Here is a 22,601-nt window from a genome sequence, read left to right as displayed (position 1 = left end):
CGTTAGTGGGTTGAACGGCCACCGACCCGACGGGGTCTCCCCCCAGCCGGATCGCGCGGCTGAGAGGCCAGACGGGCGGGCGGGCGGTCCTCCGGGTTGCTCGACAGCAGCGGAGAAGGGTGCCTGCGGGACCGATCAGCCCTGGTGTGCGCTGGTTGCAGCGAGTAGTGTCCTGTATCCGACGCGTGCCGAATCCCCTCCCGGAGGCGTACCGCACCATGCGTGGCTCCCCCCTGCGCATCCTCATCGTCGGCGCGGGCATCGCCGGCCTCGCCGTGGCCCGGGCGCTGCGGATGGCGGGCTTCCGCCCCGACGTCACCGACAAGCTGCCGCCGGGGGAGTCCCACGAGACCGGTCTCTACCTTCCCGGTAATGCCGCCCGCGCGCTGCACCGGCTCGACCTGCACGACCCGGTGCGGCCGCTCGGTCACGTCGTCCACCGGCAGCGCTTCCTGGACGCCGCCGGCGAGCCGCTCTGCGAGGTCGACCTGGACTCGCTCTGGGCCGGGGTCGGCGAGTGCCGGGCGCTGCCCCGGGCCGAACTGCACCGGGTGCTGCTCACCGGCGCCGGGGGAGCGGTGCGGCACGGCGCCGAGGTGCGCAGCCTCGACCTGCTGCCCGCCGGGGTCGGCGTGACCTTCGTCGACGGCACCAGCGCCGAGTACGACCTCGTCATCGGCGCCGACGGGCCGCGCTCCTCGGTGCGTACGCTGGCGGCGCTCGGCGGCCCGCCCCGCCCCGCCGGCCAGGTGGTCTACCGCACGGTGCTGCGGGACGCCCCACCCGTCACCGAGTGGACCGCGCTGCTCGGTCAACGCTCCGGTTTCCTGATGGTGCCGATCGGTGCCGGGCGGCTGCACTGCTACGCCGACGAGGCCGGCACCGAGAAGCCGGCCGACCCGGTGGCCCGGTTACGGGAGGTCTTCGGCTCCTACGGCAGTCCGGTGCCGGAGGTGCTCGACGCGGTGCAGTGGGTGCATGTGGGCGTCACCGACGAGGTGGAGCTCGGGCGCTGGCACCGGGGGCGGGTACTGCTGGTCGGCGACGCCGCGCACGCCACCGCGCCGACGCTCTCCCAGGGCGCCGCGATGGCGCTGGAGGACGCCGTCGTGCTCGCCGAGTCGCTGACCGCCGCCGGCAGCGTCGAGGCGGCCCTGACGGCGTACGAGAGTCGTCGTCGCCCGCGTACCCGGTGGGTGAGCGACCGCACCCGCGACCGCAACCGGACCCGGGACGTCTCGCCGGCGCTGCGCGATCCCCTGCTACGCGGCCGGGGCGGCCGGATCTTCGGTGAGCACTACCGATTGCTGCTGGGTCCGCTCTGAGCCGGCCGGCGCGGCCGATGATCGTAGCTGGCCACCCCACGCGGCGCTGCCACCTGCCGGGGACTATCCTCCTTGCGGATGACGGCTCGCCAGTTCAGCGCGTGCCGAGCGGGACAACCGAGAACCGGAGGCCACTCGTGACCACCGTCGCACCCAAGCCGGTCGTGACCCGGCCCTGGCCGGTCCGAGAACCGGTCAAGGGGTCGGCCATCGCGCGGCTGTTGCGGACCACGGACGCGAAGCAGATCGGGATCATGTACATGGTCACCGCGTTCGCGTTCTTCATGATCGGTGGCCTGATGGCCCTGATCATGCGGGCCGAGCTGGCCCGTCCCGGGCTGCAGTTCCTGTCGCCGGAGCAGTACAACCAGCTCTTCACCATGCACGGCACGATCATGCTGTTGTTCTTCGCGACGCCGATCGTGTTCGCCTTCGCCAACTACATCGTGCCGATCCAGATCGGTGCGCCCGACGTCTCCTTCCCGCGGCTGAACAGCTTCGCCTACTGGCTGTACCTGTTCGGCGGCACGATGGCGACCGCCGGCTTCATCACCCCGGGTGGTGCCGCCGACTTCGGCTGGTTCGCGTACGCCCCGCTGAGCAGCGTCGAGCACTCCCCGGGCGTCGGCGCCAACATGTGGATCATGGGTCTGGCCATCTCCGGTCTGGGCACCATCCTCGGCGCGGTCAACATGATCACCACGGTGCTGACCCTGCGGGCGCCCGGCATGACCATGTTCCGGATGCCGATCTTCACGTGGAACATCCTGGTCACCAGCCTCCTGGTGATCCTGGTCTTCCCGCTGCTCGCCGCCGCGCTCTTCGCGCTCGCCGCGGACCGGCTGCTCGGCGCCCACGTGTACGACCCCGCAACCGGCGGGCCGATGCTGTGGCAACACCTCTTCTGGTTCTTCGGCCACCCCGAGGTGTACATCGTCGCGCTGCCGTTCTTCGGCATCATCAGCGAGATCATCCCGGTCTTCTCCCGTAAGCCGATCTTCGGCTACAAGGGCCTGGTGGCCGCGACCCTCGCGATCGCCGCGCTGTCGATGAGCGTGTGGGCGCACCACATGTTCGCCACCGGTCAGGTGCTGCTGCCGTTCTTCAGCTTCCTGAGCTTCCTGATCGCGGTGCCCACCGGTATGAAGTTCTTCAACTGGATCGGCACCATGTGGCGCGGCCAGGTGAGCTTCGAGACGCCGATGCTCTGGGCGGTCGGCTTCCTGGTGACGTTCCTCTTCGGCGGTCTCACCGGTGTGCTGCTGGCCAGCCCGCCGCTGGACTTCCACGTCTCCGACTCGTACTTCGTGGTGGCGCACTTCCACTACGTGCTCTTCGGCACCATCGTGTTCGCGGTCTTCGCCGGCATCTACTTCTGGTTCCCGAAGATGTTCGGCCGGATGCTCGACGAGCGGCTCGGCAAGGTGCACTTCTGGCTCACCATGATCGGCTTCCACACCACGTTCCTGGTGCAGCACTGGCTGGGCGCCGAGGGCTTCCCCCGCCGGTACGCCGACTACCAGCCCGACGACGGCTTCACGACGCTGAACACGGTCTCCACGATCGGCGCCTTCATCACCGGCATCTCGACGCTTCCGTTCATCTACAACTGCTGGAAGTCGTACCGGACCGGTCCAGTCGTCGAGGTCAACGACCCGTGGGGTCACGGCAACTCGCTGGAGTGGGCGACCAGCTCCCCGCCGCCGCTGCGGAACTTCGACAAGATGCCGCGGATCCGCTCCGAGCGGCCCGCGTTCGACATGAAGTTCCCCGAGCTGGCCGCCGGTGGCCAGAGCCTGGCCGGGCCGCCGGAGGGCGGTGCCAAGCCGCTGACCAGCGAGTCGGACGGCGGGGCCCGCTACACCGAGGACACCGCCAGCAACATCGACCGGGCCTGACCGCTCGGATCCCCGGCACCCGCGACGGGCGCCGCTCCCCGGACCACCCGGGAGCGGCGCCCGTCGCCTTTCCGGTGTGTTTGGGCAGCCTCTCAACTGCCGGGCGGACGTGATCAACTCGACTTCACGGAAGTCGGGGCATCCCGGGTGCCGGGACAGGCCGACTTCCGTGAAGGCGAGTGGGTCACCTCGGTGGGCTGCTCATCGCGCGGGTTGAGCACCCGGAGAGTCGATCCGGCGACCCGGTGAGGCCGGGTCCGGCCTCGCGCGTTCGGTTCCGGCCGCATCAGGCCTACTGAGGCCCGTCCCGCCTTGGCCTGTTCCGGTCCGCCTTGCCTTGGTCCCCGCTCGGCCCGGCTCGGCCCGGCCCAACCCGGCCCAACCCGGCCGACCCGGGCCGGGCCCGGCCCAACCCGGCCCAACCCGGCCGACCCGGGCCGGGCCCGACCCAACCCGGCCCAACCCGGCCCGACCCGGGCCGGGCCCGACCCGATCCGTACCTGACCCGCCTCGGCCCGGTCCCGGCTCGGCCCGACCCGACCCGGCCCGTACCTGACCCGCCTCGGCCCGACCCGACCCGACCCGACCCGGCCCGACCCGATCCGGGCCCCACCCGACCCGCCTCAGCCCAACCCGAGCCGGCTCGGGTCACTTCGCGCAGGTTCGTCCCCCATGGTCCGGCCGAGGCCGGGTTCTCGGCCGGTCGCGGCAGCCCTCGACGGCCGGGCGGACGTGATCCACTCGATTTCATGGAAGTCGGGGCATCCCGGCACCGGGACAGCCCGACTTCCTTGAGCGCGAGTGGATCATCGGACGGATCGGGTCAACCCAGGCCGGTGGGGCCGGCCGCAAGGTGGGCGAGGGTCTCAGTGGTTGGCGGCGGCGTACGCCGGTTCGGCCTGGGCAGCGGCGGCGGCTCGGCGGTGCCGCAGCTGGATCGGGAGCACCGCGAGCGCCACGAGCGCGCCGATCACGCCGGTGACGGCGAAGCCCCACCACGGCGCCCGAGCGTCGATGACCGCGCCGGCGAGCGGGGCGCCGACGGCGAGTCCGATGGTGACCGCCGAGCCGTGCACGCCCATCGCCTCGCCGCGGACCTCGGCGGGTGCGAGTTTGCTGACCGCGTCGGCGGTCGCCGCGAGGGTGGGGGCGCAGAGCGCTCCGGCCGGGATCATCGCGAGGCAGAGCAGCCACCAGTGTGATCCACCCAGCCCGACCGGGATGGTGCAGAGGCTGAGCCCGGCCAGGAGGGCCAGCGGCGAGACCGCGCGGTGCGTCGCCCCGTAGGCGAAGCCGCCGACGAGGGACGCGACCGCCCACATGGCGAGGACGGCACCGGTCCAGCCGGCCTCCCCGCTCTCCCGCAGCACGGCCACCACGGCCACGTCGGTGCCGCCGAGCACCAGGGTGGCGGCGAGGCTGATCGCCAGCACGGCGAGCAGTCGGGGGGTGACCCACTCGCGTCGGCGTACCTGCCGCCGGGGCGTGTCGGGCTCCTGGCGGCCGTCGGCGGTCGGCGGGTTGAGCAGCCAGAACGCCACCCCGGCGGCGACGATGCCGGCTCCGACGAGGTAGAGGGTGTGTCGCGCCGAGATCGTCGTGGCCAGGGCCACCGCCAGCGCCGGTCCGATCATGAACGACAGCTCCACCGACATCGAGTCGAGGGCGTACGCGGGGCGGCGGCGGTCCTCGGGCACCAGCGCGGCGACGGACTGCCGGACCACCGAGAAGATCGGCAGGGCGAGTGAGCCGGCGATGAAGGCGGCCGGCAGCAGCAGGAGGTAGGGCAGCGAGGGCGCGGTGGACCAGAAGATCGCCTCGACGATCCCGGTCAGTACGAGCACCGGCCGCAGCCCCCGGCGGTCGATCAGCCGGCCGAGCAGCGGACCACCGATCGCCGCACCGACGGTGACCGCGGCGCCGACCAGCCCGGCCGCGCCGTAGCCCCGGCCCAGGTCCTGCACGACGTAGAAGGTCAGCGTCACCCCGGTCGCGGTGAGCGGAATGCGGGCCAGCACCGCCACGAGCAGCAACGACCGGAGACCGGGCAGGGCGAGCGCCTCCCGGTAAGGTTTCAAATTCACGACGGTCCGTACCTCCGGCGTCATCCTCGCCGGAGATACGGCGGTCGCCAACCGATTACCGGGTCATGCGGTCCTGATCACAGGTTCGCCGCGGAGGGTGACCCCGGCGCCGTCCAGGGCCCGCAGCGCCACGTCGGTGGTCGCCGGGGCGACGGCCGCGGTGAGGTCCAGCAGCACGGTGGTGGCGAAGCCCTCCCGCGCGGCGTCGAGCGCGGTGGCCCGTACGCAGTGGTCGGTGGCGATGCCGACCAGCTCCACCGAGTCCACGTCGTGCCGGCGCAGCCAGTCGGCCAGGCACTCGCCGTCGGCGGCGTGCCCCTCGAAGCCGGAGTACGCGGCCGCGTGCTCGCCCTTGTGGAAGATCTCCTCGATCCGCCCGGTCTCCAGCGCCGGGTGGAACTCCGAGCCGGGGGTGCCGACCACGCAGTGCCGGGGCCAGGTGTCCACGAAGTCCGGGGGATTGCCGAAGTGCGCCCCCGGGTCGACGTGGTAGTCCTTCGTCGCCACCACGTGGGCCCAGCGGCCCGGCTCGGCGGCGAGCAGCCGGGTGATGCCGGCCGCCACGTCCGCGCCGCCGTTGACGGCGAGCGAGCCGCCTTCGCAGAAGTCGTTCTGCACGTCCACGATGATCAGAGCGTTGCTCACCGGTGCCCCCTCCTGACGACTGCGGCCCTCCACCGGACCATGTCTACTCCGCGGGTACGACGGTGACCGGAATGGCCGGGTCGCCGCCGGAGAGCTTGAGCCCCTCCCAGGGGATGGAGATCAGGCACTCGCGCAGGTGCTCACGGGACTCCGGCAGGGTGGGCAGTTCGACCGGCTCGCCGGCGACCACGTACCGGCGCTGCAGCAGCCGGTCGTTGGCCTGCCGCTCCGGTACCCCCTGCGGGACGATCACCTCTTCGGTGGCCGTACCTGTCGGCTTGTGCCGCCGTACCGCCGTCTTCCGGCCGCCGATGGTGGCCTTCTGCTCCGAGCGTTTCACCACCGGCCGCCCCTCGACCTCGACCAGCTTGTAGACGAGCCCGACGGTCGGCGCCCCGGATCCGGTGACGACGGCGGTGCCGGCACCGTACATGTCGACCGGCTCGGCGGCGAGCGCGGCGATCGCGTACTCGTCCAGGTCACCCGAGACGATGATCTTCGTCTCCGTGGCGCCGAGCGAGTCGAGCAGCTCCCGGGACTGCTGGGCGATCACCGCGAGGTCGCCGGAGTCGATCCGGATCGCCCGCAGGTCCGGCCCGGCCACCGCGATGGCGTTGCGGATGCCCTGGCTGATGTCGTAAGTGTCGACGAGCAGCGTGGTGTTCTTGCCCAGCTTGGCGACCTGAGAGGCGAACGCCGCCCGCTCGTCGTCGTGCAGCAGCGTGAAGGCGTGCGCCGCGGTGCCCGCGGTCGGGATGCCGTAGCGGCGGCCCGCCTCCAGGTTGGAGGTGAAGCTGAAGCCGGCCAGGTAGGCGGCGCGGGCGGCGGCCACCGCGGCGGCCTCGTGCGCCCGACGGCCGCCCATCTCGATGAGGGTGCGGCCCCGGGCGGCGGTCACCATCCGGGCGGCGGCGGCCGCGACCGCGCTGTCGTGGTTGAGTACGGAGAGCACGAGCGTCTCCAGCACCACGCACTCGGCGAACCCGCCGGAGACGGTGAGGACCGGGGAGTTCGGGAAGAAGAGCTCGCCCTCGGCGTACCCGTCGATGTCGCCGGTGAAGCGGTAGTCCCGCAGCCAGGCGGCGGCCTGCTCGTCGACCACCCCGGTGCGCAGCAGGAACTCCACCTCGGCCTCGTCGAAGCGGAACTCGCGGATCAGCTCGATCAGCCGTCCGGTGCCGGCGACCACCCCGTAGCGGCGCCCGGCCGGCAGGCGGCGGCTGAACACCTCGAAGACGCAGCGGCGGTCGGCGGTGCCGTCGCGCAGCGCCGCGCTGACCATGGTCAGCTCGTAGTGGTCGGTCAGCAGTGCGGTGCGAAGGGTGCTCACCGGCTCAGCCTAAGAGTTCAGTCGGCGTCGCCGCCCTCGTGCCCCGGGATCGCCCGCAGCGCCGCGTCCAGCTCGGTCCGGCTGGTCACGCCGAGCTTCGCGTAGATGCGCTGAAGGTGGTTCTCCACGGTGCGGGCGGAGAGGTAGAGCCGCTCGGCGATGGCCTTGCTGGTGGCCGACTGCGCGGCGAGGCGGGCCACCTCCCACTCCCGGTCGGTAAGCGTCGGTGTGCCGGCACGCAGTGCCGGGGTGTGGATCAGGTCACAACGGTGCAGCAGCGCGGCGAGGCGTTCCCGGGCCTCGCCGGCGGCGGCGGGCCGCTCCCGGCGCAGCCGGTGCAGGACGGCGGCGGTCGCCTCGGCGGCGAAGACGTTCAGGTCGCGCGCCGCGAACTCCTCGGCGACGGCCAGCAGCTCGGCGGGGGAGCCGGCGACCGCGGCGCGGGCGTGCCGGGCCAGCAGCGGCGGCAGGTCTCCGTCGACGCGTTCGGAGAGCTCGGTGAGGCGCTGCGCGACGGTGCGGCGGCCGCCGTCGGAGCAGGTCGGCCCGACCAGGCCGGCCGCGTGGTCCAGCCGGACCAGGTCGTAGAGGACGTGCACCTCGTGGCCGGCGAAGCCGTCCGCGCGCAGCCGGTCGGCCAGGTCGGTCAGCTGTTTCACCGCCCCGGGCAGGTCGCCCGCCGCGGCCAGCGTCGCTCCGCGCGCCTGCTCCAACCACGGGTAGAGCACCGCCATTCCGGGCGCCTGGGTGCGGTCCGCCTCGGCCATCGCCTCGGCGGCCTGCGTCGCGTCGCCACGCAGGGCGGCCGCCTGGGCCCGTTCGGCCTGCGCCAGCCCCGCGTAGACCCGGCTGGTGGCCAGCACCGCGCAGGCGCCGAGGCTGGTCCGCAGCGCCGCGTCGCTCTGACCGCGCAGCCGGGCCGCGTACGCCTGGAGGATGGCGAGGTAGCCGGTGCCGAGTCGGAAGTCTCCGGCCCCGGCGAGGTCGGCGAACTCGTCGGCCACGATCGCGTCGATGCCGGCCAGGTCGCCGGCGAGGGTGAGGCGGGTGCCGCGGGCCAGCTCCAGGGCGAGTTGCAGGTACGGCATGTCGGCACGCCAGCGGGCCGCCTCGGAGTGCACCTGGGCGATGGCCGTGCCGCTGCGCTTCAGCTGACCCTGCGCGGCCTGCAGGTAGGCGATGGTGGAGCGGGCCAGCTCGCGGGCGGCGACGCTGGCGGCGGGGCGGTCCAGCACGCCCTGGCTGAGTCGCAGGGCGGTGTCGGTGTCGAGCCGGTGCAGGCGCATGATCGCCTCGAAGGCGCGTATCCGGGCCTGGTCCGCCGAGTCGGTGAGGTTCATCGCCCGCGACGCGATCTCCTCCACCGTGGACTCCCGGCTGAGCCCCCAGTAGGTGACCATCCCGCGGACGGTGAGCCAGCGGGCGAACCGCTGGCTGTCGCCCGGGTCGGGGGAGACGGCGTCGAGCACCTCGATCGCCTCCTCGGGCCGGTCGGCGAACATCAGGATCGTGGCGAGCAGCTCGGCCGCGTCGAACCCGCCGCCGGTGTCGAGGGCCGCGCGGGCCAGCCGCGTCGCCAGCGGTACGTCGTACCGGCTGAACGCCTGCCCGGCCGCCTCGAGCAGCAGCTCCGCGTTCTGCGCGGTGCCGGAGTCGAGCCGCCAGACCGCCACCCGGAGCAGGTCGTCGCGGCGTCGCTTGCCGACCCGCTCGAGAAGTTCGGCGAGGCTGGCCTGCAGTCGCCGGGTACGGCTGACCGGGCAGCGCCGGCGCATCACCTCGCCGTAGAGGGGGTGTGCCAGCCGGACGTTGGTGCGCCGGTCGTGCTGGATGACCGTGATCAGTCCCCGCTCCTCGGCGATCTCCACGTCCTGCCGTTCGACCGCCTGGTCGAGCAGGTGCAGGCCGAGCGGTTCGCCGAACGCGACGAGCTCCACCACCGCCCGGACGCCGGGAGTGAGCTGGCCGATCCGGGTGTCGATCAGGTCGGTGAGGTTCGGCGCCAGCTCCAGGCGGCCGGTCCACTTCCAGATCCCGTAGGTGCGGGTCAGCTCCTCGCTGCCGTTGGCGGCGTGCACCAGTTCGCGCAGGAGCAGCGGGTTGCCGGAGGAGAGGCGCCCCAGCCGGGCGGCGGAGCCGGCGTCGACCGGGCCGCCCAGGATCGCGGCGAGCAGCCCGGCGGTCTCCGCCGGCGCCATCGGGCTCAGCTCGGCCTTGTCGACCAGGTCGTCCGTCCAGAGTGCCCGGATCGGCAGGGGGATCTCCTCGCCGTCGCGCAGCGTGCCGATCACCGTGGCGTTCTCGGCGCGGGCGACGAGGTGCACCAGCGCGGCCGACGGCTGGTCGAGCAGGTGGGCGTCGTCGATGGCGAGCACGATGCGACGCCCGGCCGCCTGCTGCTGGAGCACGTCCAGGGCCCAGCGCAGGATGCCGGCCGGGGAGAGGCCCTGCGGCTGTTCGGCGGGCAGCACCTGCACCAGCCCACCGAAGGGCAGGCTGGCGGTGGTGGCGCTGGCCGCGATCGACCAGATGGCGTAGCGGTCGTTGGGCAGGGCCGCCACGCCTTCCCGGAGCAGCCGGCTCTTCCCGATGCCCGCGCTGCCGCTGTAGAAGAGCCCCCGCCCCTCCGTGCCGGTCACTGCCGACAGCAGACGGTCGAGCTCATCCGTTCGGCCGACGAAACTCCACCGACTCATCCCGGCAGCATATCCATCGAAATCGGTCCGCAGGCACAGCGTCACGCAGCGAAGTTGAGTAATCTCGTGATTACTGCTGAGTATTCGAACTGTTCCGCGAGGACCCCGGGTCGCTCGTAGTCTTCCGGCATCCGGTTCGGTTCACCGGAGTTTCCACGCTGGCCGGCTGTCGCCGGTCCGCCCGCCATGGGAGGTCGCCCTGATGAAGCCGGGTCCTCTCCCCTCGGTCGACGTGCCCGGCGACCTCTCCGGACCGGGCGACATGCCCCGCTGCGCACCGCTGCCCACCCGGGTCGGGGTCACCAAGCCCGATCCGGAGGAGCCGCTCGGTGTGCTCGCGGTGGGCCCGGGCGGCGCCGGCCGCCGCGCCGTGCTCGCCGATCTGCTCGAACTCGACCCCACGCTGCTCGGCGTGCCCGACGGCAGTTGGCTGGTGCTGCGCCACGGCACCACCGCCACCCGGGTGGCCTACGTGCCGGGCTACCGCCAGCCGCACGCCTACGGCGCGGACCGTACGGCCGCCGGCCCGGCGTTGGCACGTCCGCCGCGCCGCGTCGAGCTGCACCTGTCCGACCCGCTGCTGCGCCACTTCAGCCTGGTCGACACGGCCGACACCGGCACGCTCGGCGTCGCCGGAGTGCCGGTGCTGCTGGACGCGGTCGGCCGAGCCGGCGCCCTGCTCTTCGTGGTCGCCGCCGATCAGGCGTTCACCGCCACGGAACTCACCCTGCTCGCCGAGACGGCCCGCGCCGACGTGCCGGTCTTCTTCGTGGTCACCCCGGGCTCGACCGGCTGGTCCGGGTCCGAGAGCACGGCGCCGACGGAGGACGCGGGGGCGTCCGTCCCGCCGCCGGGGGCCGGGCTCCCCTCGCCCGGCCCCGCGGTCGATCCCGTCGCCGTGACGGTGGAAGCCCACCGTGCCGCCCTGCTCTCCGCTGTCCCCGGCCTCGTCGAGGCGCGCTGGTTCGCGCTGCACGGCGACGCCGCGGCCGACCTGCGCCGGGCCCTGGTCGGCTGGGCGGTCGACGAGGGGCTACGGCGGGCCAGCTCCGATCCGCCCATGCTGCCCGGCGAGCACGTGCGGGTGAACGTGGTGGCCGACCCGGGTGACTGGCCCGAGCAGCTGGAGCGGCAGACCCGCACCTGCGCCCAGCGGATCCGGCAGCACCTGGCGCTCGAACTGGCCAACATCCACCTGCGGGTCGTCCAGGAGATCGTCTTCGGTGTCGGCTGCGCCGGTCTGCCGCAGCTGCTCGACCGCGAGATGGAGGCGCTGTCGCTGCTCGCCACCGCGCAGTGCGACCGGGCGGTGCGCGGCATCCTCGACGACGCCCTCGGGCGGGTCTTCGGGGCGTCGCTGCCCGACGGCGTACGCCAGCGGGTCGTCAAGGCGGTCCGCTTCGGTCTCACCGAGGACCGGCTGGCCCGGGAGCTCGACCGGGTTCTGCTGGTGACCAGCACCGCCGGGGTGGCCGGTCTGGCCGGCGACGGGGCGATCCACGCCCTCGCCGGTTATCCCGGTGCCCCTCGGACCGAAATCCTCCCACCGGTGGCCGTCGCCCTCTCCGGCGGCTGCTGGCAGCACTGGCGCAGCCCCGGCAACAACGACGTCAACGAGGCCCGGGCCTGGGCGCAGCGGGCGCTGCGCGAGGTCGAGCTGGAGTTGGCCCGGGACGTCTCTCGACGCTTCGAGGTCGTCCGACTCGCTCTGGGTGCGGTGCTTTCCGATGCGGTCGACCACGGCATCCTGCTCGCCTGACGGCGACCCCGGCACCCGACCCGCCGGGCCCGCCCGCCCACCCCTCGGGCGCGGCACCGGCGGGTCGGGGCTGCCCGTGGAGGGCGATCCGGGCCGGTCCGGCGTTCCGGTTCCTCGCTTCCCGGAATCCGGTGGCACGATGGGGGGCATGGCGGCTCCGCAGGTTGCACCGGTCGAGACGCCGGCCACCGAAGAGGTGCCGGTCTCCGACCGGCCATGGGTGACGATCGTGTGGGACGATCCGGTCAATCTCATGACGTACGTGACCTGGGTCTTTCAGAAGCTCTTCGGCTACAGCCGGGAGAAGGCCGAGGAGTTGATGCTCGACGTGCACCACAAGGGTCGCGCCGTCGTCTCCTCCGGCGCCCGGGAACGGATGGAGCATGACGCGTCGCAGCTGCACGCGTACGGGCTCTGGGCGACGGTGGACCGCTCGTGAGCGCGCTGAGTGGGCCGGTGTCGCAAGCGCCACGATCGCGAACGGAGATGGCGCTGTGAGCATGTTCCGCCGCCAGAGCGGCCGCTACGTCGCCACGTTCGCCACCGACGAGGTGCGCGTGCTGCGCAAGGTCGCCTCCGAGGTGGTCGGCCTGCTCACCGACGGCTTCGACCACACCGACCCGGTGGTGGGCCGGCTCTTCCCCGACGCGTACCCGGACGACCGCCGCAGCACCGCCGAGTTCCGCCGTTACACCGAGGGCGACCTCAAGACCGGCAAGATCGACCAGGCGGGCGCCATCCTCGCCGCGCTGCCCGGTGAGACCGGCGGCGAGGTGCGGTTGGACGGCGAGGCGGCCGAGGCCTGGCTACGCGCGTTGAACGACGCGCGGCTCGCGATGGGCGTCCGGCTGGAGATCAAGGACGGCACCGACCTCGGCGAGGAGCTGGACGACGCGGTCGCCGAGGACCCCACCTCCAGCCGCGTGTTCCAACTGTCGGTCTACGCATACCTCGGCTATCTCCAGGAATCCCTGCTCAACGCCTTGATCGACGAGGCGTGACCGCGGCCACCCTCGCGGCTCACATCCGGCAGGCGTTACGCTGGTTCGCGTGCTGAGCATCGACCGGTCGATCATCGACGCGATCGTGGCCCACGCGCGCCGGGACCACCCCGACGAGGCGTGCGGCGTGGTCGCCGGCCCCGCCGGCAGCGACACCCCGACCCGGCACATCCCGCTGGAGAATGCCGCCCGCTCCACGACCTTCTATCTGATCGACTCGATGGAGCATCTGCGGGTGTGGCGCGAGATGGACGACCGCGACGAGGAGGCGGTCGTCATCTACCACTCGCACACGGCGACCGAGGCCTACCCGTCCCGTACGGACATCACCCTCGCCGGGGAGCCGGGAGCGCACTACCTGCTGGTCTCGACCCGCGAGCCCGACACCGAGGAGATCCGCTCCTTCCGGATCGTGGACGGTGTGGTGACCGAGGAACCGGTGCGGATCGTGGACGCCGCGGTGGACCCGCACGCCGTGCAGTCCTACAAGTTCGGGCAGAGCCCGACGGCGGTCGACTACGAGTGTTCCGGCGCCTGAACCCGACGCCCTAGCACCCGTTCACGTCCCGTCACCGAGGCACACCCGAGAAGGAGCACGACATCATGGCCATCGAGGTTCGCATCCCCACCATCCTGCGCAGCTACACCGGCGGCGCGAAGGTCGTCGAAGGTTCCGGCGACAACCTGGGCGAGCTGCTCGCCGACCTGGACTCCCGGCACGGCGGCCTGAAGGGCCGTCTGGTCACCGAGGCCGGCGCACTGCACCGCTTCGTCAACGTCTACGTCAACGACGAGGACGTCCGCTTCCTCGGCGCGCTGGACGCCAAGCTCAACGACGGTGACAGCGTCACCATCCTGCCGGCGGTCGCCGGCGGCGCGTTCGGCTTCGCGGCGGCCGCGGCGATCGGCACCCACAAGCTGGCGGCGGCCGCCGCGGAGTCCGGGCAGCCCGCCCCCGACGCCGCTCGCTGAGGCGAGCGCCATGGCACGGTACGAGAGCCTGCTCGACGCGTGCGGTGGCACGCCCCTGGTGGGGCTGCCCCGGCTGTCACCGACGGCGCCCGAGGGGGCGCCGCCGGTGCGGCTCTGGGCGAAGCTGGAGGACCGGAACCCGACGGGGAGTGTCAAGGACCGGGCCGCCCTGTTCATGGTCCGCGCGGCCGAGGAGGCCGGTCAGCTCCGACCGGGCGACACCATCCTCGAACCGACCAGCGGCAACACCGGGATCTCGCTGGCCATGGCCGCGAAGCTGCGCGGCTACCGGCTGGTCTGCGTGATGCCGGAGAACGTCTCGACCGAGCGGATCCAGCTCCTCCGGATGTACGGCGCGGAGATCATCTTCTCGCCGGCGGCCGGCGGGTCGAACCAGGCGGTCGCCACCGCGAAGCAGATCGCCGCCGAGCACCCCGACTGGGTGATGCTCTACCAGTACGGCAACGAGGCGAACGCCCGCGCGCACTACGAGACGACCGGGCCGGAGCTGCTGCACGACCTGCCGACCATCACCCACTTCGTGGCCGGCCTGGGCACCACGGGCACCCTCATGGGCACCGGACGCTACCTGCGGGAGAAGGTCGACGGCGTGCAGATCGTCGCCGCCGAGCCCCGTTACGGGGAGCTGGTCTACGGCCTGCGCAACATCGACGAGGGGTACGTCCCGGAGCTCTACGACGCGACGGTGCTGTCCCGGCGGTTCTCCGTGGGCACCCGGGACGCGGTCCTGCGTACCCGGCAGCTCGTCGAGGTGGAGGGGATCTTCGCGGGCTTCTCCACCGGCGCGATCCTGCACGCCGCGCTCGCGGTCGCGCACGAGGCGGTGCGCGCGGGTCGCCGCGCCGACGTGGCCTTCGTGGTCGCCGACGGCGGCTGGAAGTACCTCTCCACCGGGGCGTACGGCGGCACGTTGGCCGACGCCGAAGCGGCCCTGGAAGGGCAGCTCTGGGCCTGACCCGACGGGTGCCGCGCCCTCACGTAGCGCGACGGCCGGTGTCGCGAAGCTGTCCGAATTCGGTCACGCGATGCCGGCCGTTCCGGCGGTGGGTGTCACCTTGACGACAACTTTCAACGGATGATTCTTGCGCCCCCGCGTGCAAGCGTAGGCTGCGCTGCGTGGCGTACGCGTCGGTCGAGATCATGAGCCGAGCGATGACCGGCGTAGCGACTACGGAACGTGACAGCGAGACGACTCGATGCGACTGACCGTCCTGGGCTGCGCGGGAAGTTTCCCCGGACCGGAGTCCCCCTGCTCCGCCTACCTGGTCGAAGCCGACGGCTTCCGGCTGCTCATCGACTTCGGCTCCGGGTCGCTCTCCACCCTCCAGCGCTATGCGGGCCTGCACGCCCCGGACGCGATCCTCCTCACCCACCTGCACTGCGACCACGTCCTCGACGCGGTGACGTATGTCGTGGTCCGGCGGTACGCGCCCGACGGCCCGTACCCGCCCCTGCCGGTCTACGCGCCCTCCGGCGCCCCCGACCGGCTGATGGCCGCGTACGGCGACGACACCGGCATGGACGACGTCTACCAGTTCTACGGCCTGCAGCCCGGCACCTTCCCGATCGGCCCGTTCACCGTCACCGTCGACCGGGTCAACCACCCCGTCGAGACGTACGGGGTGCGGCTGGAACACGACGGCCGGGTGCTCTGCTACTCCTCCGACACGGCCCCCTGCGAGGCGCTGCTGCGCCTGGCCCAGGACGCCGACGTGTTCCTCTGCGAAGCGAGCTACCTCGACGGCGTGGAGAACCCTCCGGACCTGCACCTGACCGGCCGGGAGGCCGGCGAGGCAGCCACCAAGGCGGGCGCCGGGCGGCTGCTCCTCACCCACCTGGTGGCCGCCTGGGGCAGCGAGGCGCACACCGTCGAGTCGGCCGCCGCCGCGTACGCCGGCCCGCTCGAGGTGGTACGCCCCGGCGCGAGCTACGACATCTGACCCGCCGGACGGCGACCGCTCTTGCCGTACTGTTCGCCGGGCCGTCAGCGTCCGGTCGCCTCACGCACCCGTGACACCCGCACGGTGTGCACATGCGGATCGCCATCGTGACCGAGTCGTTCCCCCCGGACGTGAACGGCGTCGCCCACTCCGTCGTCCGGACGGCGGAACACCTGGTCGCCCGTGGCCACGAACCGTTGGTCATCGCGCCCGCCCCGCCCGGCGCCACGCGCCACGACACCACCGACTTCCCCTACCCGGTGGTGCGGATCCCCAGCGTGCCGATGCCGCGGTACCAGGGCTTCCGGCTGGGCGTGCCCACCACTCCCCGGCTGACCGGGGTGCTGCTGGATCACCGGCCCGACGTGGTCCACCTGGCCAGCCCGTTCGTACTCGGTGCCCGGGCCGCCACGCTGGCCGTTCGGCACGACCTGCCGACGGTGGCCGTCTACCAGACCGACGTCGCGTCGTATGCCCGCGCGTACCGGCTCAGCTGGGGGGAGACGGCCGCCTGGCGGCGACTTCGCGAGATCCACAACTCGGTCGGTCGCACCCTGGCCCCCTCCACGCGGGCCGCCGCGGACCTCATCGCGAACGGCGTGCAACGGATCTGGCTGTGGCGCCGTGGCGTGGACGCGGAGCGGTTCCAGCCGTCCAAGCGGTCCGCGGAGCTGCGCGCCCGCCTCGCCCCGAACGGTGAGCTGCTGGTCGGGTACGTCGGCCGGCTCGCCCCGGAGAAGCGGGTCGACCTGCTGGCGGCGACCGCCAAGCTCCCCGGCGTGCGGGTGGTGGTGGCCGGCGACGGCCCGGTCCGCCGGCAGCTGGTCCGGGCCCTGCCGGAGGTCGACTTCCTCGGCGTGCAGCAGGGCGAGGACCTGGCCCGGCTCTACGCCAGCCTGGACATCTTCGTGCACACCGGCCCGCACGAGACGTTCGGGCAGACCGTGCAGGAGGCGCTGGCCAGCGGGGTGCCCGTGGTGGCCCCCGCCGCCGGGGGTCCCGTGGACCTCGTGGAGTCCGGCGTCACCGGGCTGCTGGTGCCCCCCAACGACGCGGGCGCACTCGCCGCGGCGGTCGCCGTGCTCGGCGCGGACCCGGCACGCCGGGCCGCGTACGGGGAGGCCGCCCGGCGCGCAGTCCGTCGGCGGAGCTGGGCGACGGTGGGTGACGAGCTGATCGGGCACTACGAGGCGGTACGCGCCGGCTCGACGTCCGCCGCGCAGCTGCCCGCCGCCTCATGACCGCTGCTGCCACCGGCCCGCTGCGGATCGTCCGGCTGGCCAATTTCGTCACCGCCCGCTCCGGCGGGCTACGAACCGCGCTGTACCACCTCGGGGAGGGCTACCGCGCCGCCGGACACGAGCCGGTGCTGGTGGTGCCCGGCCGGCGCGACGCCGACGAGCAGCACCCCTGGGGACGGGTGATCACGCTGGCCGGCCCGCAGCTGCCGGGCACCGGAGGCTACCGGCTGCTCGTCGGGCGGCACCGGCTCACCCGGCTGCTCGCCGCGCTGGCACCGGACCGGCTGGAGGTCTCCGACCGGTTCACGCTGCGCTGGACCGGCCGCTGGGCGCGGGCGAACGGTGTGCCGGCCGTGATGGTCTCGCACGAGTCGCTGACCGGCCTGCTCGGACAGTGGGGGGTGGTGCCGGGCCGGCTGCGCCGCGGCGTCGCCGACCGGCTCAACCGGCGCAGCGCCGAGACGTACGACCGGATCGTCTGCACCACCCGGTGGGCGGCGGAGGAGTTCACCCGGATCGGCGTACCCAACCTGGACCTGGCCCCGCTCGGCGTGGACCTGGAGACCTTCCACCCCGACCGCTTCGACCCCGCCGTACGCGGGCGGTACGCCGAACGCGACGAGGTGCTGCTCGTGCACTGTGCCCGGTTGTCCCCGGAGAAACGGCCACAGTTGGCCGTCGACGCGGTCGCCGTGCTGCGTCGGGCGGGCGTACCGGCGGTGCTGGTGATGGCCGGGGACGGCCCGATGCGGGCCGCGCTGCGCCGCCGCGCGGCCGGACTGCCGGTGCACTTCACCGGTTTCCTGCCCGACCGGGCCGCCGTCGCCGCCCTGCTGGCCAGCGCCGACGTGGTGCTCGCTCCGGGACCGGTGGAGACCTTCGGCCTGGCCGGGCTGGAGGCGCTGGCCAGCGGCACGCCGGTGGTGGTCAACGCCGCGAGCGCGCTGCCGGAGGTCGTCGGCTCCGCCGGGCAGGCCGCGTACGGCCGACCGGAGGCCATCGCCGAGGCGGTGACCCGGCTGCTCGCCCGCCCCGACGTGCAGCGGCGTCGGGCGGCCCGGTCACGCGCCGAGGAGTACAGCTGGCCGGCGGCGGTGGCCGGCTTCCTGCGGGTGCAGGACGCCGAGCCGGTCGCCCGGTCCGTACCGGTCTGACCCTCGATCCGAGGTCTGCCCGGACGAGGCCGGGACGGGCCGACGCGGCCCCGGCCGGTGGCCCGCGCCGCAGGTGAGCGGGTCGGGGAGACCGCGGCGCGGACGGATCGGGGAACCGCATAGGGTGCAGGCATGGCGCGACCCGACGGGCGACGGCCCGACCAACTCCGACCGGTGACGCTGACCCGGGGGTGGAGCACTCATCCGGAGGGCTCCGTGCTCGTCGAGTTCGGCGCGACCCGGGTGCTCTGCACGGCGAGCGTGACCGAGGGGGTGCCCCGCTGGCGCAAGGGATCCGGCCTCGGCTGGGTCACCGCCGAGTACGCGATGCTGCCCCGGGCCACCAACACCCGATCCGACCGGGAGAGCGTGCGGGGGAAGGTCGGCGGGCGTACCCACGAGATCTCCCGGCTGATCGGCCGGAGCCTGCGCGCCAGCGTCGACCTCAAGGCGCTCGGTGAGAACTCGATCGTGCTCGACTGCGACGTGCTGCAGGCCGACGGCGGCACCCGGACGGCAGCCATCACCGGCGCCTACGTGGCGTTGTACGACGCGGTGAGCTGGCTCGCCGACCGCAAGGCGCTGGCCGGCAAGCCGGAGACGGTGATGCACCGCTCGGTGGCCGCGGTGAGCGTCGGCGTCATCGGCGGTGAGCCGCGCCTCGACCTCTGCTACGCCGAGGATGTGGCGGCCGACGTCGACATGAACGTGGTCTGCACCGGCACCGGCGACTTCGTCGAGGTGCAGGGCACCGGCGAGGCGGGGGTGTTCCCCCGCAGCCAGCTCGACGCCCTGCTCGACCTCGGGGTGGCGGGCTGCGCGGAGCTGGCCGAGATCCAGCGCAAGGCCCTCTCGTGAGCGCGAGGAGCGAGCTTGCGGCCCTCGCGGCCGCGAACAACGACCATCTCGTGAGCGCGTGCGGTGAGCTTGCGAGCCCGGTAGCCGCGAGCGAAGGCGGAGCGCTATGAACAAGGTCCTGCTGGCCACCCGTAACCAGAAGAAGCTGGTGGAGCTGCAGCGGATTCTCGACGGCGCGCTCGGCGCGCACCGGGTCGCGCTGCTCGGCCTCGACGACGTCGAGGAGTATCCGGAGCTGCCGGAGTCGGGTCTGACCTTCGGCGAGAACGCGCTGATCAAGGCGCGGGAGGGGTTCCGGCGTACCGGCCTGCCCACCGTCGCCGACGACTCGGGCCTGGCGGTCGACGCGATGGGCGGAATGCCCGGTGTCTTCAGCGCCCGCTGGTCCGGCCGGCACGGCGACGACCAGGCGAACCTCCAGCTGCTGCTCGACCAGGTCGCCGACCTGCCGGACGAGCACCGCACCGCCTCGTTCGTCTGCACCGTCGCCCTGGTGCTGCCGGGTGGCAAGGAGCACCTGGTCGACGGCCGGCAGCCCGGCCGGCTGCTGCGCGCCCCGCGGGGCGACGGCGGCTTCGGCTACGACCCGATCTTCGTGGGCGACGGGCAGACCCGGACCAACGCCGAGCTGACGCCGGAGGAGAAGGACGCGATCAGCCACCGCGGCAAGGCGCTGCGCGAGCTGGCCAAGCTGGTAGCGAAGCTCCTCCCCCCAGCGAGCTGACCCCGCACCCACCCCACTCCCCGCCCCTGCCGGGGGCGCACTTTCACCGAAAGCGTGGCTATCCGACGAAGAATAGCCACGCTTTCCGTGAAAGAGGCCGCAGACGGGGCGGGGGGTGGGGGGAGCGGGGTTAGTGGAGGGGGCCCAGGTGGCGTTCGATGGCGGTGCGCAGGTCGGGGCCGCGGAGCACGTCGCGCGCGGCCTCCATGAGCGGGGCGAGGAACACGTCCGGGCCGGGCTCACCGGCCATGCCCCCGAGCGCCTCGACTGCGGCCCGACCGGCGGGCGACGGGGTGAGCGGGGCCCGCAGCTGCAGGCCACGCACCGCGGCGAGCAACTCCACCGCGAGCACGCTGGTCAGGTTGTCCAGGACCGTGCGCAGCTTCTTGGCCGCCGCCCAGCCCATCGAGACGTGGTCCTCCTGCATGCCGCTGGTGGGCAGCGAGTCCACCGAGGCGGGCGCGGCGAGCCGCCGGTTCTCCGCGACGATCCCGGCCGCCGTGTACTGGGCGATCATCAGGCCGGAGTTCACCCCGGCGTCGGGGGAGAGGAACGCCGGCAGGTCCCGGGAGCGGGTGACGTCCAGCAGCCGGTCGACCCGCCGTTCGGCGATCGCCCCGACCTCGACCGCCGCGATGGCGAGGAAGTCCGCGGCGAAGCCGAGCGGCGCGCCGTGGAAGTTCCCGGTCGACTCGACCCGGCCGTCCGGCAGCACCACCGGGTTGTCCACCACCGAGATCAGCTCCCGGTCGGCCACCGTACGGGCGAAGTCCAGGGTGTCCCGGGCCGCGCCGGCGACCTGCGGCGCGCAGCGCATCGAGTACGCGTCCTGGACCGCGTGCGCCAGGTCGTCGCGGTGCGAGTCCATCACCGCCGAGTTCTGCAGCAGCCGGTAGATGTTCGCCGCCGACGTCGTCTGGCCGGGGTGCGGACGGATGCTGTGCAGCTCGGGCAGGAACGGCCGCTCCGAACCGAGCATCGCCTCGATGGCGAGCGCGGCGGTCACGTCTGCCATGGTGAAGAGGTGGGCGGCGTCGTGCAGGGCGAGCAGCAGCATGCCCAGCATGCCGTCGGTGCCGTTGATCAGCGCCAGCCCCTCCTTGGCGGCCAGCTCGATCGGCGCCAGACCGGCCTGGCGCAGCGCGTCGGCCGCGTCGACCCGTTCGCCGGCCGGGCCGAGCACCCACCCCTCGCCGAGCAGCACCAGCGCGCAGTGCGCCAGCGGGGCGAGGTCACCGGAGGCGCCGAGCGAGCCGTGCTCCGGCACCCACGGGGTGATGTCGTGGTTGAGCAGGTCGACCAGCGCCTCGGCGACCAGCGGCCGGACCCCGGAGCGGCCCAGCGCGAGTGAGCGGACCCGCAGCAGCATCATCGCCCGGACCACCTCCCGCGGCATGGGCGCGCCCACCCCGGCGGCGTGCGAGCGGATCAACGCGTGCTGGAGCTCGGCGCGACGCTCCGGGGCGACGAACGTGTTCGCCAGCGCCCCGAAGCCGGTGGAGACGCCGTAGACGGGTCGGCCGGCGGCCTCGATGCCGTCCACGATCGCCCGGCTGGTCGCCATCGCCTCCGTGGCGGCCGGGTCGAGCACGACCTTGGCGCCGCCGCGCGCCACGGCGAGGACGTCGGCGGGGGTGATCCCGGTGGGCTGGATGGTCACGGTCATGCCGTCGCCTCGCTTCGCTCACCGACGGCACGAGCCCCAGCCGGGCGGTGCCTGACGGTTCGTTCGAATTGCTCACTCACTGTGGTACTCCGTTGTGCAGGACCTGGCGGATCAGGGGCACACCCGGCCGGTAGGCCAGGTGCAGGTGGGAGGGGGCGTCGAGGACGATCAGGTCGGCCCGGGCACCGCGGCGCAGCACACCGACGTCGTCGCGGCGCAGCGCCCGCGCGCCACCGGCGGTCGCGGCCCAGACCGCCTCCGCCGGGGTCATCCGCATCTCGCGTACGGCGAGGGCGATGCAGAACGGCATCGACGAGGTGTACGACGAGCCGGGGTTGCAGTCGGTCGCCAGCGCCACGGTCACGCCCGCGTCGAGCAGCCGCCGCGCGTCCGGGTAGGGCGATCGGGTGGAGAACTCCGCCCCGGGCAGCAGGGTCGCGACGGTAGTGGTGTGCCGGCCGTCCGGGCACATGCAGCCGATCCGGTGCGACGCGAGCGCGTCGATGTCGGCGTCGGTCAGGTGGGTGCAGTGGTCCACGCTGGCCGCGCCCAGTTCGACACCGAGCTGCACGCCGGGGCCGGGACCGAGCTGGTTGGCGTGCACCCGTACGCCCAGCCCGACGGCCTGCCCGCAGGCGAGGATCGCGCGGGCGTGGTCCACGTCGAAGGCACCCCGCTCGCAGAACACGTCGATCCAGCGGGCGTACGGGGCGGCGGCGGCGAGCATCGGCCCGCACACCATCCCCACGTAGTCGTCGGGGCGGTCGGCGTACTCGGCCGGGACGACGTGCGCGCCGAGGAACGTGGTGTCCTCGCTGAACTCGGCGGCGATCCGCAGCGAGCGGGCCTCGTCGGCGACGGTGAGGCCGTACCCGCTCTTGATCTCGATGGTGGTGGTGCCCTGCCGCAGCGCCTCGTCGCGCAGCCGCCGCACGGTGCCGCGCAGCTCGCTGTCGGGGGCGGCGCGGGTGGCGCCGACGGTGGTGCGGATACCGCCGCCCGTGTACGGCTGGCCGGCCATCCGGGCGGCGAACTCGGCCGCCCGGTCCCCGGCGAAGACCAGGTGCGCGTGGCTGTCCACGAAGCCGGGCAGCACCGCGGCGCCGCCGGCGTCGATGCGCCGGTCGGCGGCCGGCGCGCTCCGGGCCGATCCCACCCAGGCGACCAGCCCGTCCTCGACGAGCAGGGCGGCGTTGCGGTGGATGCCCAGCGGCCCGCCCTCGCCGTTGCCGAAGGCGTTGGTGACCAGCTCCCCGATGTTGTCGACGAGCAGACTGCCGCTGTTGC

Annotated in this window: 19 protein-coding genes; 13 read left to right on the top strand and 6 right to left on the bottom strand. The window is 73.3% G+C overall.

Going from position 1 to position 22,601, the window contains the following annotated elements; genetic code table 11:
- Positions 1-218 precede the first annotated feature (218 nt).
- Positions 219-1,325, top strand: a complete 1,107-nt coding sequence (locus D7147_RS14295; protein ID WP_120677865.1) for an FAD-dependent monooxygenase — start codon at positions 219-221, stop codon at positions 1,323-1,325.
- Positions 1,326-1,462: 137 nt separating this feature from the next.
- Complete coding sequence (gene ctaD / locus D7147_RS14290; protein ID WP_120677624.1) at positions 1,463-3,223, top strand: aa3-type cytochrome oxidase subunit I; 1,761 nt, start codon at positions 1,463-1,465, stop codon at positions 3,221-3,223.
- Between the two features lie 866 nt (positions 3,224-4,089).
- Here ctaD and D7147_RS14285 read toward each other — a convergent pair.
- The 4 genes from D7147_RS14285 to D7147_RS14270 are packed head-to-tail and all read right to left on the bottom strand — an operon-like array spanning position 4,090 to position 9,978.
- A complete protein-coding gene (locus tag D7147_RS14285) occupies positions 4,090-5,331 on the bottom strand; it encodes an MFS transporter (RefSeq protein ID WP_120677622.1) in 1,242 nt (413 codons plus the stop codon).
- A 39-nt stretch (positions 5,332-5,370) separates the two neighbouring features.
- Complete coding sequence (locus D7147_RS14280; protein WP_120677619.1) at positions 5,371-5,952, bottom strand: isochorismatase family protein; 582 nt, start codon at positions 5,950-5,952, stop codon at positions 5,371-5,373.
- Between the two features lie 43 nt (positions 5,953-5,995).
- Positions 5,996-7,282, bottom strand: a complete 1,287-nt coding sequence (locus tag D7147_RS14275) for a nicotinate phosphoribosyltransferase (protein WP_120677617.1) — start codon at positions 7,280-7,282, stop codon at positions 5,996-5,998.
- Positions 7,283-7,299: 17 nt separating this feature from the next.
- Complete coding sequence (locus D7147_RS14270) at positions 7,300-9,978, bottom strand: LuxR C-terminal-related transcriptional regulator (protein WP_120677615.1); 2,679 nt, start codon at positions 9,976-9,978, stop codon at positions 7,300-7,302.
- Between the two features lie 202 nt (positions 9,979-10,180).
- Between D7147_RS14270 and D7147_RS14265 the strand changes: the two genes are divergently transcribed.
- From D7147_RS14265 to rdgB, 11 genes are all read left to right on the top strand, one after another.
- Positions 10,181-11,737 (top strand): P-loop NTPase family protein, encoded by a 1,557-nt coding sequence (locus tag D7147_RS14265; protein WP_120677614.1) that lies wholly within the window; start codon positions 10,181-10,183, stop codon positions 11,735-11,737.
- Positions 11,738-11,885: 148 nt separating this feature from the next.
- Entirely contained in the window at positions 11,886-12,176 is a 291-nt protein-coding gene (clpS, locus tag D7147_RS14260) for an ATP-dependent Clp protease adapter ClpS (RefSeq protein ID WP_120677612.1), read from the top strand.
- A 61-nt stretch (positions 12,177-12,237) separates the two neighbouring features.
- On the top strand, positions 12,238-12,738 hold the full coding sequence (locus D7147_RS14255) for a DUF2017 domain-containing protein (protein ID WP_187398612.1): 501 nt from the start codon (positions 12,238-12,240) through the stop codon (positions 12,736-12,738).
- A gap of 49 nt (positions 12,739-12,787) precedes the next feature.
- On the top strand, positions 12,788-13,276 hold the full coding sequence (locus D7147_RS14250) for a Mov34/MPN/PAD-1 family protein (protein WP_120677608.1): 489 nt from the start codon (positions 12,788-12,790) through the stop codon (positions 13,274-13,276).
- 65 nt (positions 13,277-13,341) lie between these two features.
- Complete coding sequence (locus tag D7147_RS14245) at positions 13,342-13,710, top strand: MoaD family protein (RefSeq protein WP_120677606.1); 369 nt, start codon at positions 13,342-13,344, stop codon at positions 13,708-13,710.
- A 10-nt stretch (positions 13,711-13,720) separates the two neighbouring features.
- Complete coding sequence (locus D7147_RS14240; RefSeq protein ID WP_120677604.1) at positions 13,721-14,686, top strand: PLP-dependent cysteine synthase family protein; 966 nt, start codon at positions 13,721-13,723, stop codon at positions 14,684-14,686.
- 241 nt (positions 14,687-14,927) lie between these two features.
- The gene (locus tag D7147_RS14235) at positions 14,928-15,671 is read left to right on the top strand and encodes an MBL fold metallo-hydrolase (protein ID WP_120677602.1); all 744 of its coding nucleotides are present in this window, start codon (positions 14,928-14,930) and stop codon (positions 15,669-15,671) included.
- A gap of 92 nt (positions 15,672-15,763) precedes the next feature.
- Positions 15,764-16,912: a glycosyltransferase family 4 protein gene (locus tag D7147_RS14230; protein WP_120677600.1), complete on the top strand. Its 1,149-nt coding sequence runs from the start codon at positions 15,764-15,766 to the stop codon at positions 16,910-16,912.
- Positions 16,909-18,066: a glycosyltransferase gene (locus tag D7147_RS14225; RefSeq protein WP_120677598.1), complete on the top strand. Its 1,158-nt coding sequence runs from the start codon at positions 16,909-16,911 to the stop codon at positions 18,064-18,066. The genes D7147_RS14230 and D7147_RS14225 overlap by 4 nt, the downstream gene beginning before the upstream one ends.
- Before the next feature lie 132 nt (positions 18,067-18,198).
- Complete coding sequence (gene rph, locus D7147_RS14220) at positions 18,199-18,924, top strand: ribonuclease PH (RefSeq protein ID WP_120677596.1); 726 nt, start codon at positions 18,199-18,201, stop codon at positions 18,922-18,924.
- Between the two features lie 106 nt (positions 18,925-19,030).
- Positions 19,031-19,648 carry an RdgB/HAM1 family non-canonical purine NTP pyrophosphatase gene (gene rdgB / locus D7147_RS14215; protein WP_120677594.1) on the top strand — a complete coding sequence of 206 codons (618 nt, stop codon included), beginning with the start codon at positions 19,031-19,033 and terminating at the stop codon, positions 19,646-19,648.
- Positions 19,649-19,778: 130 nt separating this feature from the next.
- Here the strand turns inward: rdgB and hutH are convergent, their stop codons facing one another.
- Positions 19,779-21,314, bottom strand: coding sequence for a histidine ammonia-lyase (gene hutH / locus D7147_RS14210; protein WP_120677592.1), 1,536 nt, complete (start codon positions 21,312-21,314; stop codon positions 19,779-19,781).
- A gap of 76 nt (positions 21,315-21,390) precedes the next feature.
- Complete coding sequence (gene hutI, locus D7147_RS14205) at positions 21,391-22,587, bottom strand: imidazolonepropionase (protein ID WP_120677863.1); 1,197 nt, start codon at positions 22,585-22,587, stop codon at positions 21,391-21,393.
- Between the last annotated feature and the right edge of the window lie 14 nt (positions 22,588-22,601).

It is taken from the genome of Micromonospora musae (assembly GCF_003626545.1).
GTDB lineage: Bacteria > Actinomycetota > Actinomycetes > Mycobacteriales > Micromonosporaceae > Micromonospora > Micromonospora musae.
The sequence above is the reverse complement of the archived record's forward strand: the minus strand, read 5'-3'. Positions and strand labels throughout refer to the sequence as shown.

Coding starts and splice junctions, on each gene's coding strand:
- D7147_RS14295 (WP_120677865.1), top strand. CDS start 219: ATGCGTGGCTCCCCCCTGCGCATCCTCATCGTCGGCGCGGGCATCGCC.
- D7147_RS14285 (WP_120677622.1), bottom strand. CDS start 5,331: ATGACGCCGGAGGTACGGACCGTCGTGAATTTGAAACCTTACCGGGAG.
- D7147_RS14270 (WP_120677615.1), bottom strand. CDS start 9,978: ATGAGTCGGTGGAGTTTCGTCGGCCGAACGGATGAGCTCGACCGTCTG.
- D7147_RS14265 (WP_120677614.1), top strand. CDS start 10,181: ATGAAGCCGGGTCCTCTCCCCTCGGTCGACGTGCCCGGCGACCTCTCC.
- clpS (WP_120677612.1), top strand. CDS start 11,886: ATGGCGGCTCCGCAGGTTGCACCGGTCGAGACGCCGGCCACCGAAGAG.
- D7147_RS14255 (WP_187398612.1), top strand. CDS start 12,238: ATGTTCCGCCGCCAGAGCGGCCGCTACGTCGCCACGTTCGCCACCGAC.
- D7147_RS14245 (WP_120677606.1), top strand. CDS start 13,342: ATGGCCATCGAGGTTCGCATCCCCACCATCCTGCGCAGCTACACCGGC.
- D7147_RS14240 (WP_120677604.1), top strand. CDS start 13,721: ATGGCACGGTACGAGAGCCTGCTCGACGCGTGCGGTGGCACGCCCCTG.
- D7147_RS14235 (WP_120677602.1), top strand. CDS start 14,928: ATGCGACTGACCGTCCTGGGCTGCGCGGGAAGTTTCCCCGGACCGGAG.
- D7147_RS14230 (WP_120677600.1), top strand. CDS start 15,764: ATGCGGATCGCCATCGTGACCGAGTCGTTCCCCCCGGACGTGAACGGC.
- D7147_RS14225 (WP_120677598.1), top strand. CDS start 16,909: ATGACCGCTGCTGCCACCGGCCCGCTGCGGATCGTCCGGCTGGCCAAT.
- rph (WP_120677596.1), top strand. CDS start 18,199: ATGGCGCGACCCGACGGGCGACGGCCCGACCAACTCCGACCGGTGACG.
- rdgB (WP_120677594.1), top strand. CDS start 19,031: ATGAACAAGGTCCTGCTGGCCACCCGTAACCAGAAGAAGCTGGTGGAG.
- hutH (WP_120677592.1), bottom strand. CDS start 21,314: ATGACCGTGACCATCCAGCCCACCGGGATCACCCCCGCCGACGTCCTC.